This window comes from Lysinibacillus sp. FSL R7-0073, assembly GCF_038009065.1.
In the GTDB taxonomy this organism is placed as follows: Bacteria; Bacillota; Bacilli; order Bacillales_A; family Planococcaceae; genus Lysinibacillus; species Lysinibacillus fusiformis.
Map to the genome: position 1 here is coordinate 1,831,264 of NZ_JBBPAS010000001.1, position 13,791 is coordinate 1,845,054.

Here is a 13,791-nt window from a genome sequence, read left to right on the forward strand (position 1 = left end):
AACGCCCCTTCCATTCATTTAAATGGAGGGGCGTTCCTATTTTATCGATCTTCTTCCCAACAATCTGTATTTTTTAATGTCGGAATTGATTTGGCATAAAAGACAGGATTTTTACCCGCTTTGCGTTGGCCTGTAAAATCATCTAATACAAGGAAGGCAATTTTACCAAGAATCATGATGATAGCAATATTGATGAGAGCCATGAGTCCCATAAACAAATCTGCTAAATTCCATACAAGTTGAACTTGTGCTACGGAGCCAAACATAACCATAACTAGCACTAAAACACGATAAATAATCATCCAACCCTTATGGGCATTCATAAATTCGATATTGGATTCACCATAGTAATAGTTACCGATGATTGAACTGAAGGCAAAGAAGATGATGGAAATGGCAATAAAATAAGGAGCCCAATCCCCAACATGAACAGCTAGGGAGTTTTGCGTCAAAATAATACCATCGCTTTCACCTTTATCATATAAACCAGCTAAAATAATGATAAAGGCTGTTGCTGTACAAATCATAATCGTATCGAAAAAGACACCTAAGCTTTGTACAAGCCCCTGCTTGGCAGGGTGTGAGGTATTGGCAGTTGCCGCCGCGTTTGGCACACTACCCATCCCAGCCTCATTCGAAAATAAACCACGACGAACCCCTTGCATTATAGCAACTCCAATTGCTCCACCAGCAGCTTCTTGTAGACCAAATGCATGTGTGAAAATTAATTTAAAGACATTCGGTATTTCTGATAAATTTGTCACCACAACAAAAAGGGCTACAAGTAAATAGAAGATGGCCATAACCGGTACAAGAACTTGTGTTACCTTTACAATTCTTTGTACACCACCAAAAATAATTAATGCTGTTAGTGCTACTAGCAAGACGCCAATGAGCTTTGGACTTATATCAAATGCTTCCCCAACTGAAGTGGCAATTGTATTAGATTGCACTGCATTAAATATAAATCCAAAACTTAGTGTTAATAGAATACTAAAGATAATACCTAGTTTTCTTTGACCTAACGCTTTTTCCATGTAATAGGCAGGCCCACCTCGGAATGTCTCGCCATCCTTTACTTTATAGACCTGTGCTAATGTACTTTCAATGAAGGCTGTTGCCATTCCTAATATAGCAATAATCCACATCCAAAATACTGCACCTGGCCCACCGACACCAATGGCTAAGGCAACACCTGTAATGTTACCAGTGCCTACACGTGAAGCGGCACTAATCGTAAAGGCTTGGAACGGCGAAACTCCTGAATCGCCTTCTCTTTTTTCGACAATTAGACGAAACATTTCAGGAAAAAGACGAATTTGTACAAATTTTGTACCAAATGAAAAATATAGACCTGCGGCTAATAGTAAGATAATCAGGATATATGTCCATAAAATATTATTTCCACTATCAACAATATTTGAAATCCATTCCATAAGTTATTCCTCCTTTCACAGTACGCTTTAGTCTACACTGTTTTTTTATGAAAAATCAACCTTTCTAATATAATAAATTATAATAAAGTTTTGACTTTTCCTATAAGAGTGATAAATTCCGAAAATTCTCTTATTTTTATCCTGCTAACGCGTATAATAATAGAATAAAAGGAGGGAGATTTGATGATGAAAACAATCGGATTGATTGGTGGGATGAGCTGGGAGTCCTCAGCCGAATATTATAGGCTTCTAAATGAACAGGTCAAACAAAAGCTTGGGGGCCTGCATTCTGCAACATGTATTTTGTATAGTGTTGATTTCCAGCAAATTGAGCATTTTCAAGCGAGGGGACAATGGGACAAAGCTGGCTTCGTGCTTGCTCAAGCCGCACAGTCACTGGAACGGGCAGGTGCAGATTTTATCGTTATTTGTACAAATACGATGCATAAGGTCGTAGCAGTTATTGAGGAGGCCATCACTATCCCCATTTTACATATTGCTGATGCCACGGCTAAGCAAATAAAAGAGGCTGGCCTACAAAAAATAGCACTCCTTGGCACTATGTATACAATGGAACAGGAATTTTATAAGTCGAGGGTAGAGGGGTATGGAATAGAGGTCATCGTGCCGGATCACAACTCACGTATGGAAGTAAACCGGATCATTTATGAGGAATTATGTTTAGGGAGCATTGTACCAAATTCGAAGACCTATTATATCCAAGTGATCAATGAGCTTGTGCAGGCAGGAGCGCAAGGAGTGATTCTTGGCTGTACCGAAATTGGCTTGCTCATACAACAGCATGATATCGATGTACCAGTATTTGATACAACGGCTATTCATGCACAGGCAGCTGTATCTATGGCGATTCAGGAGGAAACGTAATATGCAGGGAAAGGTAAGGCAATTCGGCATTGAAGTGGGGACATTGCCAGTTGGGCAGAAAAATTGTATTACCGATGTTGCAGGGGTACGAGTAGGACATGTCACATTGGATAAGTCGTTAGATCATGAAGGTGGTTATGCTTGTACAGGTGTCACAGCTATTTTACCGCATGGGGGGAATTTATTTCAGCACAAAGTTACAGCGACTAGCTATGTGTTAAATGGTTTCGGCAAAACAACCGGACTCGTGCAGGTGAATGAGCTAGGTGTAATCGAATCACCGATTATGCTCACGAATACATTCGGGGTACCAGCGGTTACGCAGGGAACATTGCGATATATGCTCGACATGAATCAGGACATAGGGCAAACGACTGGCACCATCAATCTGGTTGTAGGCGAATGCAATGATAGTTATTTAAATTCCATCCGAGCATGTCCAGTAACAGCTGAGCATGCCATAGAAGCCATCAGTAATGCCTCTCCGAATACAGCGCAGGAAGGGGCCATTGGCGCAGGAAAAGGGATGATGTGTTTTGGCTATAAAGGGGGAATTGGTTCCTCTTCTCGTATTGTCAAAGTCGATAACGATGAAATTAGCTATACGGTGGGCTGCATGGTGCTTAGTAATTTTGGTCATAGTTCCGAATTTTTAGCGGAACGTTATGTTGCCCCTACAATACAAAGTGCTTCGACTCTAGCTCCAACAGATGGTTCGATTATTATAGTCCTTGCCACAGATGCTCCACTTAGCAGTCGTCAATTGAAGAGAGTCATTAAACGTTGTGGGATAGGTTTAGGTCGGACAGGCAGCCATTACTCTCATGGCAGTGGAGACATTGTGATAGGCTTTACAACTGCACACAACATCCCACATATGTCTGAACAGCTTGTAGAAACAAGAACACAGCTCCGTGAGGATCATCCTGTTATGAATCGGTTATTTGCAGCTGCGGCAGAGGCAACTGAGGAAGCCATTCTCAATTCACTAGCTCAGGCGCAAACAACAATTGGTCGCAACGGACATCAAGTAGAAGCCTACTCTTTTCAAAAGGCATAGCGAAAAGGTTATTGAGACATAGACAGTGTTTCAATAACCTTTTTTGCGCAAGTATACAAGATTCATAATTTTTTTAGCATGTGTGGGGCATGTGATGAATAAAATCCTTAAATAGAGGATAAAGGAGATTTTTCGACGATATGTTGCTGGATTATAAGTCATTATAAGAGAATAACCATTATTTTGTAATAATTGTATATTTGTCTAGTCAACGATAGAGAGATGTGATAATATTCATTTTAAAAAACTGAATTATCTAATAATTTAGTGGAGGTGTTCTAGTATTGTAAACCTCTTTCAACCGATTGGAACGGCTTCGAATGGAAACTCTCCTGAGAGCCCATCTGTTAGCGAAAGCCAAGAGCCTCTATTACAGATTACAGCTGCACATAGAAGAATTTTTATAGAACCTATCTACTATCAGCAAAAAATTTCTAATAGTTTACGAGCCATTTATGTACGTGAGGGTGTAGTTGAACGCTTGCAGCATGCATTGACATTATTACCTAAGGATTATAGCCTGCTCCTCTATGATGGCTATCGCCCATTTCAAGTTCAGCAGTATTTATTTAGTCATTTTTCAAAGCAATTGGCGCGCATTATGCCATATGCCACGGAACAAGAATTACTACAGGCAACCAAAAAGTATGTCGCCTTGCCAAGTGTAGAATGCTGCTCATTTGGCACCCCATTTAACAGGAGGGGCTATTGATATAACGCTTGCTGATAGACAAGGGAAAGCTCTGGATCTCGGTACAGCCTTTGATGAAATGAATGAAAAATCAGCTACACGCTATTTTGAACATAACCCAAAGGAGAATCCAGAGGCTTGTCAACATCGACGTTTATTATATAACTGTATGACACGAGTAGGCTTTAGTAATTATGCAGAGGAATGGAGGCATTACGATTTTCACAATGTGGCCTGGGCGAGACGAGTTCAAGCAAAAACAGCCTGTTATAGAGCCATTCAGGTAACGATTTTAGATCATGAAATAAAGGAGATTCGATATCAATGAAAGTTTATATTAGCGCCGATATAGAAGGTATTACCGGTACAACTACATGGAGTGAAACAGAGTTAAATGCACCTGACTATCAATTTTTTCAAAAACAAATGACTCGAGAAGTAGAAGCTGCAATTGACGGGGCGATAGCGGGTGGAGCAACAGAAATACTATTGAAGGATGCGCACGATTCAGCACGCAATCTTGATATTTCATATTTACCTATCAACTGTAAGGTAATCCGTGGCTGGACTTACGATCCGATGTGTATGGTAGCAGGTCTCGATCAAAGCTTTGATCGTGCGATTTTTATTGGTTATCACAGTAAAGGGGGAAGCGAGCGTAATCCGCTAGCCCATACACTTTGCACGTATGCTGATGTCAAAATAAATGGTGAGTATGCGAGTGAATTTTTAATCAATACGTATGCAGCGGCATTACATGGTGTTCCTGTTTCATTTGTCAGTGGAGATGTAGGCTTGACCGAAGAAATTCATGCAGTAAATGAAAACATTGTGACCTTCGCGACCAAAGAAGGAATAGGGAATGCAACTATTAGTGTCAGTCCGAAGCTAACGCTTATGGAAACCAAGCGACTGGTAGAATCCTCGATGAAGGTGCCACGTGAACATATTCAGGTACCATTACCAGAACGCTTTATGGTAGAAATCATATATCGAGATCATACACGTGCTTTTCGTAATTCCTTTTATCCAAATGCTACATTTAAACCACATAATACAGTAGAATTCATCACAGACGATTTTTATGAGGTATTACGTATTTTACAATTTTTAACTTGACTGTGAGGCTGGATTTTTACTTAGGCACGTGTGAGCCAATAGGACACGCTGTTGTCATGCTGAATGAGTAGTTTTGGATTGCGTATATAGAGAGAAGGTCATATAGACGGACCTAGCTAATGTTTGAAAAATCCTATTGAAGGTCATGACATCGGCCCTTCCAATAGGATTTTCATTATAAAAAGATAACTAGGGGGATGCATGTGAGAAAATATTGGTGGCTTTTCGTATGTCTGGTCGTATTGTTTTGTGTAGCCTGCAATGATGAATCATCGAGTGAAAAAGCATCGGAATATCGTGTCGTGTATTCAGGGGAAATTAAAACATTAAATTATTTAAAAACGTCTGAAACAAATGAATTTGCGGTGGCGGCGAATATGGTGGATGGTCTTATTGAGTATGATAAATACGGTGTAGTCCAGCCGGGATTAGCGAAAGAATGGTCGGCAAATGAAGATGCAACGGTATGGACCTTCAAATTGCGTGATGATGCCAAATGGGTGACACATGAAGGGAAGGAATACGCAGATGTAGTTGCACAGGATTTTGTAGACGGTTTGCAGTATGTCCTTGATGCCAAAAATGAATCCTCGACAGCCTGGATTGCGACAGTTGTAAAAAATGGAGAGGCTTTCTATAACGGTGAAATGACGGATTTCAAGCAGGTAGGCATAAAGGCGTTGGATGAACATACAGTAGAATATACTTTAGAAGCTTCTACACCTTATTTTCTTTCTATGCTAAACTACGTTTGTTTCTTCCCAGTGAATGGTAAGTTCATTGCAGAAAAAGGGGCGGACTTTGGAACAACACGTGAAAATTTCCTTTATAATGGCGCTTATATTTTAGATAAATTTGAGCCACAAAATGAGCGTGTTCTAGTAAAAAATAATACGTATTGGGATAAAGACAAAGTACTGATTGACCGTATCCGCTACAAATATAATAAAGAAGCAGCAACGGTAGCACCCGAACTGTTTTTACGAGGAGAAATTGATTCCGCTAGTATTCCTACTTCCATTATTGATGAATGGTTTAAGGATGATAAGAAAAAATCTCAAGTTCGCCAAACACAAAATAACTTCTATACCTACTTCTACGCTCTCAACTTTAACCCACAATTTGACGCAGAATATGAACCAGATAACTGGAAGATCGCCGTCAACAACAAAGATTTCCGAAAATCAATATTCCATGCACTGGATCGTGTTTCCGCAATGCTAACGGTGGAGCCTTATAATCCAGCCGATTTGCTGAGCAACACGATTACTCCAAAAAACTTTGTAGATGTTGCAGGAGTAGACTACACACAATTAACGCCACTTGCGACAATCTCCAATGAAGATTCCTTTAATAAAGAACTAGCACTTAAGTTCAAAGAAAAAGCTAAAGCAGCGTTAGCGGGGAAAGCTACATTCCCTGTGAAAGTGTTATTGCCATATAACGCGGGTATTCCAGACTGGGCAAATCGTTCCCAAGTAGTGGAGCAGCAAATTGAAAAATTACTGGGGACAGATTATGTCGACATTATTGTAGAGGCAGGTCCAGCGACAGGCTTTTTATCTGAGGTGCGTCGTCCTGGTAAATTTGCGCTTTTAGAAGCAAATTGGGGTCCAGATTATGCCGATCCATCCACGTATACAGATCCATTTACAGTGGATGGTACTTATAATAAACCTGAATTAGCTGAGGGTTACACAGAAGCCAATGGAAAAACTACGTATCAAAACTTTGTGGATGAAGCAAAAGTAACGATTGATGTGGCAAAACGTTATGAGCTATTTGCAAAGGCAGAGGCCTTTTTAATTGAAGAAGCCTTTGTGATTCCATATTCCGTTGGTGGTAGTGGCTATGTTGCATCCAAATTAAATCCTTTTGAGGCACAGTATTCACCATTTGGTGTGACTGCTGAGAAATTTAAAGGTCAGCAAGTTTTGGAAAAACCAATGAGTAATGAAGAATTTAAGAAAGCGCTTGCTCAGTGGGAACAAGAGCGTGCTGACGCTTTAGCTAATGCTAAAAAGTAGTAGGGAATCGTAGATGAAAAAGGAGATACCGAAAGGAACAGTCGGCATCTCCTTTAGTCTTTTTGACATAGGAGGATGGCGCGATGTTGCAATATATAGGAAAACGACTCTTACAATCCGTGTTAACCCTTTTTATTATTATTACTATTGTTTTTTCGTTATTACGATTAATGCCAGAGGAAGGATATTTAGGTGCGGCAGCCGATAAAATGTCTCCTGCTCAGCAAGAAATCTATTTAACAAATCTAGGATTACGGGATCCATTGCTTATCCAGTTAGGGAACTTTTACACGAAATTATTACAAGGAGATCTCGGGAAATCGGTGACCTATCGTACGGATGTACCTGTTACAACGATTATTGGGGACAAAATTATGTATTCACTACTTTTTGGTTTAGGAGCCGTTGCCCTTTCACTCCTAATTGGTGTGCCGCTAGGTATTATGATGGCTTATCGTAAGGGGCGTTGGCTCGATCGACTTGGGACAGGCTATATAGTTTTTGTCGTAGCTGTACCTGCAGCTGTTTATTATTTAGTAATACAAATGTATATTACAGATTTCTTTCAATTGCCGATGCTCTTTGATGAGTATAGACCGATTACATGGATTCTCCCACTAACTTCTATGGCATTGGCTCCTACAGCCTCCTACGCGATGTGGATGAGGCGTTATATGGTGGATGAATTGAACAAGGACTATATTAAACTAGCGAGGGCTAAAGGAATAAAGGAACGAACATTAATGTTCAAGCACGTTTTGCGAAATGCCTTTATCCCAATGGCGCAATATTTACCTGCAACCATTTTGTTCACCATTACTGGCTCCATTTATATCGAATCTTTGTATTCCATTCCAGGGATGGGGGGCTTACTCGTAGATGCGATTCAACGACAGGATAATACGATTGTTCAAGGCTTAGTGCTGGTGTTCTCCTCCCTTGGTATTATCGGACTTGTTTTAGGGGATATTGCCATGGCACTCGTGGATCCTCGGATTAAACTGGGCAAGGGAGGTGGAGTACGTTAATGGGCATGTATTCGAATGAAATTCATAATATTTCTAATAAATCACGGGACACATTGTTTGAATTTGCGGAAGTCGATGCGCGACAAGCAGAAGAAACAGGTCATTCTAATTACTCATATTGGCGTTCCACATGGCAATCCTTTTTGAAAAATCGACTAGCTGTTTTTTTATTAGTAGGCGTGCTTATTATTGTTGGCTTTACGATCCTTCAGCCGTATTTACCAGCACAAAAATCACCAACGGAAATTTACCTAGATGAGCAAACCGGGATGCAGGCACGTAATATTGCCCCCAATGCTGAATTTTGGTTTGGTACAAACTCAATTGGGCAGGATTTATGGTCACGAATTTGGGCGGGGACAAGGACATCCTTATTCATTGGCTGTGTAGTCGCCTTAGTAGAAGCCGTGGTTGGAATTACAGTTGGTACACTATGGGGTTTTTCGCGAAAGTTAGAGGTGCCTATTACACAGCTGTATAACGTAGTTGATAATATTCCAACAACCATTGTACTCATTTTAATGTCTTATATTTTGCGACCAAGTATATCAACGATTATTATCGCCATGTGTATAACGGGGTGGGTGGAAATGGCTAGATTTATTCGCAATCAAATTGTTATTTTGCGGGACCGTGAATACAACTTAGCCTCTAAATGTTTAGGGACTCCTGATTACCGTATTATTGTTAAAAATCTATTACCCTATTTAATTTCTGTCATTATGTTACGCATGAGTCTAGCTATTCCCTTTGCCATAGGGGCAGAAGTATTTTTAACGTATATTGGCTTAGGGCTGCCAATTAGTGAACCATCCTTAGGTAATTTAATTAATGAAGGGCGTGTGCTCATGATGTCGCCAGATTTACGATATCAACTGATTTTTCCGAGTATTGTGTTAAGTGTCATTACTATTGCATTTTATATAATTGGTAATTCCTTTGCAGATGCAGCAGATCCGAAAAACCATGTATAAGGAGATGAAATCAGTGACATCTAAAAAATCACGCCTATTAGTGATCCAAAATCTAATTATTCAATTCACATTACGTGGTCGTGTTTTAACAGCAATTCGAGATATTTCTCTTGATTTATATAAAGGAGAAAGTTTAGCTATTGTTGGTGAATCCGGTTCGGGCAAATCTGTACTAATGAAATCCATTATGGGCTTGCTCGACAAAAACGGCAGCATTAAGCAGGGCAGAATCATTTACCAAGCACAGGATTTAGGACAATTTACGACAGAGCAAGAATGGCTCCGTATACGAGGAAAGGAAATTGCGATGGTGACGCAGGACCCGATGACATCTTTAAATCCGCTAAAAACGATTGGTAAGCAAATTGAGGAATGTGTGGTGTTACATCAAGGCTTAAAGGGGAAGGAGGCTTATGAAGAAACATTAAAACTACTCACAGATGTTGGAATTCATGATGTGAAAAAACGCTATAAGCAATATCCTCATGAATTTTCAGGAGGTATGCGCCAACGTATTGTCATTGCGATTGCGATTGCCTGTAAGCCAAATATTTTAATATGTGATGAACCAACAACCGCTCTAGATGTAACGATTCAAGCGCAAATACTGCAACTATTAAAAAATTTACAGCATAAGTATGGCTTAACGATCGTCTATATTACGCATGATTTAGGCGTGGTCGCCAAAGTGGCTGACCGTATCGCGGTGATGTATGCGGGTGATGTGATTGAGGTTGGGAAAACTCATGAAATTTTCTTTAATAGTAAGCATCCTTATACATGGGCCCTTATTTCCTCCCTGCCGCAGCTCGGCTCTAAGGGAGAAGCGTTGTATTCGATCAAAGGGACGCCGCCCAATCTTTTTCAGGAAATAAAGGGGGATGCCTTTGCGCCACGTAATCAGTATGCGCTGAAAATCGATTTTATCGAGCGCCCTCCTTTTTTTCAGGTTAGTGACACGCATTATGCACGAACTTGGTTATTAGATCCACTTGCACCAAAGGTAGAACCTCCGGCTGCCTTACAAGCCTTTTTTGCAGGGGGGAGGGAGTATGCTAGTGAGTGAAAAAGAAATATTACTGGAAGTGAAAAATTTAACCGTCGATTTTGGCAAGGGGAAACATAAATTTACGGCCATTGATGATGTAAGTTTTCATATTTTTAAAGGCGAAACATTTGGCTTAGTAGGTGAATCTGGGTCAGGAAAAACAACGATTGGTCGGTCTATTATGCGCATCAACGAGGTCACCGAAGGGCAAATTTTGTATCATGGCAAAACTATTCATGGGAAAATTCCAAAAGATTGGGATAGGGAAATTACGCAGAAAATCCAAATGATTTTTCAGGACCCGATGGCATCGCTCAATGAGCGTGCCAAGGTTGATTATATAGTGGCGGAAGGTCTATATCCTTCCAAAAAATATAAAGATGAAGCGGAACGTCAAGAAAAGATACGCAAGGCACTATTAAACGTTGGTCTGCTTCCAGAATTTTCAAATCGATTTCCTCATGAATTTTCGGGTGGTCAACGCCAGCGTATTGGCATTGCTCGTGCTTTAGTGATGGAGCCAGAATTTATTATTGCCGATGAGCCAATATCCGCCTTAGACGTATCCATTCGGGCACAGGTGTTGAATTTATTAACAAATCTTCAACGACAAAATCATTTAACTTTTTTATTTATTGCCCATGATCTATCCGTTGTACGTTTTATAACGGATCGGACGGCCGTCATTTATAAAGGGAAAATTGTAGAGCTAGCCGAAACAGAACAGCTTTTCACCCATCCGCTTCATCCATATACGAGAGCTTTGTTATCAGCTGTACCGGAGCCAAATCCTTATAAGGAGCGAGAGAAAATTGTAGAGATTTATGATCCAACACAACATCGTTATGATGATAGTCCTCCTTCATTTGTGGAAATTGAGGATGGCCATTTTATTTTAGCTAATGAAGAAGAGCTAACAGTTTATCGTACTTCATTGAAACGGGAGGTAAATGAATGATTCGTCCAAAGGCATTGAAAAAAGGTGACACAATTGGTTTAATAAGTGCTTCAGGTGCTACTCCACCCGAAAGATTACAGCCAGCTATAGCTAGTATTGAAAAGCTTGGGTTGAAGGTGGTCGTAGGAGAGACGTGTCACACGCGACATGGTTATTTAGCAGGCACTGATGATCTGCGGGCAGCGGATGTTCATCGAATGTTTCAAGATCCAACGATTGACGGCATTTTTTGTGTTCGCGGTGGCTATGGGGCTACGAAAATTTTACCGCTTTTAGATTTTGAGGTAATTAAGGCGAATCCTAAAGTCTTTGTAGGCTATAGTGATGTGACTGCTCTACATATAGCCTTCAACCAGCTTAGTGGCTTTGTTACGTACCATACACCAATGCCTTCAACTGAATTTATTAGGCAAGAGATGGACGATTATACATGGCAATCCTTTTGCCAGCACATAATGGCGGCAGAGGTGGAGGAGTATGGATTAAAAAATCCTGTAGATCAACCAATGTCCAAGCTCGTAGCTGGTAGTGCTACAGGTACACTTATTGGGGGCAATTTAACATTAGTGACTGCATCACTTGGTACACCCTATGAAATTGATACAAAAGGAAAAATCCTATTTTTAGAAGATATTGATGAAAGTGAGCAACGAGTTGACCGGATGTTAACGCAATTAAAACTGGCGGGGAAATTAGATGACGTAGCAGGTATCTTATTGGGAGCATGGACAAATTGTGGACCTGAAAATCCACAAAAGCCCGAGCAAAGTTTATCGCTACAAACGATCTTCGAGGAAATTCTAGTGCCTTTTAACAAACCCATTATTTCAGGAATAGCGTGTGGACACTGTTTACCAACGATGTCACTGCCTTTAGGAAGAACCATTACCATGGATGCAGACAATCACCAAATTCGTGTTGTTAGGTAGAGTCATATGGAGAATCAAATCCAAGACCTCATCCAAAAAACTCCCTATAAAGTGCATCTCTTTGTAAAAAATCCAAAAACCGAGCAATTTCTATTTAGTCATCAAATAGAGGAATCATTTTCTAGTGCTAGTATTATAAAAGTGCCGATTCTTCTAGCTGTTTTAGCGTATATCGAGAAACACAACATATCCCTTCATTCATCCTTAACAATTACTCCTGCTGATTGGGTAGATTTTAGTGTAATAAGGGAGCAACGTATGACGCAAAGTACGCTTTATGAGCTACTAGTATGGATGATTATAACAAGTGACAATACAGCAACAAATGTCTTAATTGATGTAGTGGGAATGGAATTTTTAAATGATTATTTCCGTCAAATAGGCTTACAGGAAACGATGTTACAGCGAAAAATGATGGATGTCGAGCGACTTGCAATGGGTGTAGACAATTTTACGTCTGCACGGGACATGGCTCACCTTTTTACCCGTATTTATCAACAGGATTTACTAGCATCTCCTTACAATGGGCTTGTCATCGAAATTTTAAGTAGACAACGTGCACATGAAGGCTTAAAGCGCTACCTCGTAGATGATATAAAACTAGCCCATAAAACAGGAGGGCTTGACACAGTCGATCATGATGTAGGTATTGTCTACAGTAGCTCGATTGATTATATGATTGGTGTTTTCATAACAAACGTAACGGAAAATGATCTGGCTCGCCAACTTATTGGTCGTCTTTCAAAAGTTGTTTATGACCATATGATGAAGCAGAGGGAGGAACAACAATGAAGTCTATCATTAAAGCCATGATTGCCAATTTGCATGCCAAACCTGATGAAACTTCTGAATTAATCGATGAAGTTTTTTATGGCATGACAGTAGATATTCTGACAGACTGTCATGAGGATTGGGTATATGTCCAAACTTCCTATCGTTATAAAGGATATTGTCAGAAGGCTGATTTGCTACTGGATGAAGAAAAGGCAGCTATATGGCACAGCGAAGCACAGCATATCATTATTCAAAGCTTTGCAGATGTTTTACAGCAGCCTCGTATCCAAAGCACAAAGCTGATGACTCTTGTGAAAGGTTCTAGTATAAGCATTGTTACGCAAGAGGACGTACCAGAAGAATGGTCTGCTGTACAATTAGTGTCGGGGAAAATAGGCTATGTTCGCACTAAGTGGCTACAGGCAAAGCGATCTCAAGCGCAAATAACCGAGCATTCTTTTCGAGAAAACGTGATCGAAACAGCGTTAGGCTATCTAGCTACACCCTATCGCTGGGGTGGCAAATCACCATTAGGAATTGACTGCTCCGGTTTATGTTCAATGGCCTATATGTTAAATGGTGTTACTATTTTTCGGGATGCCAAAATGGTAGAGGGATTTCCTATTGTGAAAATAAAGAAAGAGGTTAGACAAAAAGGTGATTTGCTCTATTTTCCAGGCCATATAGCTTTATATATTGGTGATAATCTGTATGTCCATTCTTCACTTGGTGGTAATGAAGTGACCATTAATAGCTTAGATAAACAGCATGCACTCTATCGCCACGATTTAGCCACAACCCTAACAGAAGTAGGTACTTTATTTCCGGAGAAGCCAAAGCTATAGGCTTCTCTCTTTGACTT

Annotated in this window: 14 protein-coding genes; 13 read left to right on the plus strand and 1 reads right to left on the minus strand. The window is 40.2% G+C overall.

The genetic code is table 11. From position 1 onward, the window contains the following. Nucleotides 1–41: 41 nt before the first annotated feature. Nucleotides 42–1,436: an alanine/glycine:cation symporter family protein gene (locus MKY88_RS08710; RefSeq protein WP_193831578.1), complete on the minus strand. Its 1,395-nt coding sequence runs from the start codon at nt 1,434–1,436 to the stop codon at nt 42–44. A 186-nt stretch (nt 1,437–1,622) separates the two neighbouring features. On the opposite strand from MKY88_RS08710, the gene MKY88_RS08715 reads away from it, so the two are divergent. The 13 genes from MKY88_RS08715 to MKY88_RS08775 all read left to right on the plus strand — a co-directional run bounded on the left by MKY88_RS08715 (nt 1,623) and on the right by MKY88_RS08775 (nt 13,774). Then, entirely contained in the window at nt 1,623–2,321 is a 699-nt protein-coding gene (locus MKY88_RS08715; RefSeq protein ID WP_193833628.1) for an aspartate/glutamate racemase family protein, read from the plus strand. A gap of 1 nt (nt 2,322) precedes the next feature. Further along, a complete protein-coding gene (locus MKY88_RS08720) occupies nt 2,323–3,381 on the plus strand; it encodes a DmpA family aminopeptidase (protein WP_328202045.1) in 1,059 nt (352 codons plus the stop codon). Nucleotides 3,382–3,862: 481 nt separating this feature from the next. After that, nucleotides 3,863–4,093 carry a hypothetical protein gene (locus tag MKY88_RS08725; RefSeq protein WP_328202043.1) on the plus strand — a complete coding sequence of 77 codons (231 nt, stop codon included), beginning with the start codon at nt 3,863–3,865 and terminating at the stop codon, nt 4,091–4,093. After that, nucleotides 4,062–4,400, plus strand: a complete 339-nt coding sequence (locus MKY88_RS08730; RefSeq protein WP_340813438.1) for a M15 family metallopeptidase — start codon at nt 4,062–4,064, stop codon at nt 4,398–4,400. Before MKY88_RS08725 ends, MKY88_RS08730 begins: the two co-directional genes overlap by 32 nt. Further along, the gene (locus MKY88_RS08735; RefSeq protein WP_193831580.1) at nt 4,397–5,191 is read left to right on the plus strand and encodes a M55 family metallopeptidase; all 795 of its coding nucleotides are present in this window, start codon (nt 4,397–4,399) and stop codon (nt 5,189–5,191) included. The genes MKY88_RS08730 and MKY88_RS08735 overlap by 4 nt, the downstream gene beginning before the upstream one ends. Before the next feature lie 197 nt (nt 5,192–5,388). Continuing rightward, on the plus strand, nt 5,389–7,218 hold the full coding sequence (locus tag MKY88_RS08740; protein ID WP_340813439.1) for a peptide ABC transporter substrate-binding protein: 1,830 nt from the start codon (nt 5,389–5,391) through the stop codon (nt 7,216–7,218). An 83-nt stretch (nt 7,219–7,301) separates the two neighbouring features. Continuing rightward, entirely contained in the window at nt 7,302–8,246 is a 945-nt protein-coding gene (locus MKY88_RS08745; RefSeq protein ID WP_069480913.1) for an ABC transporter permease, read from the plus strand. Continuing rightward, on the plus strand, nt 8,246–9,220 hold the full coding sequence (locus MKY88_RS08750; protein WP_258268351.1) for an ABC transporter permease: 975 nt from the start codon (nt 8,246–8,248) through the stop codon (nt 9,218–9,220). Before MKY88_RS08745 ends, MKY88_RS08750 begins: the two co-directional genes overlap by 1 nt. Continuing rightward, nucleotides 9,213–10,286, plus strand: a complete 1,074-nt coding sequence (locus MKY88_RS08755; protein WP_328202036.1) for an ABC transporter ATP-binding protein — start codon at nt 9,213–9,215, stop codon at nt 10,284–10,286. The genes MKY88_RS08750 and MKY88_RS08755 overlap by 8 nt, the downstream gene beginning before the upstream one ends. Then, nucleotides 10,273–11,226: an ATP-binding cassette domain-containing protein gene (locus tag MKY88_RS08760; RefSeq protein WP_328202035.1), complete on the plus strand. Its 954-nt coding sequence runs from the start codon at nt 10,273–10,275 to the stop codon at nt 11,224–11,226. Before MKY88_RS08755 ends, MKY88_RS08760 begins: the two co-directional genes overlap by 14 nt. Continuing rightward, on the plus strand, nt 11,223–12,155 hold the full coding sequence (locus MKY88_RS08765) for a S66 peptidase family protein (RefSeq protein ID WP_328202032.1): 933 nt from the start codon (nt 11,223–11,225) through the stop codon (nt 12,153–12,155). The genes MKY88_RS08760 and MKY88_RS08765 overlap by 4 nt, the downstream gene beginning before the upstream one ends. Before the next feature lie 6 nt (nt 12,156–12,161). Next, complete coding sequence (locus tag MKY88_RS08770; protein ID WP_328202029.1) at nt 12,162–12,947, plus strand: serine hydrolase; 786 nt, start codon at nt 12,162–12,164, stop codon at nt 12,945–12,947. Next, nucleotides 12,944–13,774, plus strand: coding sequence for a C40 family peptidase (locus MKY88_RS08775; protein WP_328202028.1), 831 nt, complete (start codon nt 12,944–12,946; stop codon nt 13,772–13,774). Before MKY88_RS08770 ends, MKY88_RS08775 begins: the two co-directional genes overlap by 4 nt. Nucleotides 13,775–13,791: the final 17 nt, after the last annotated feature.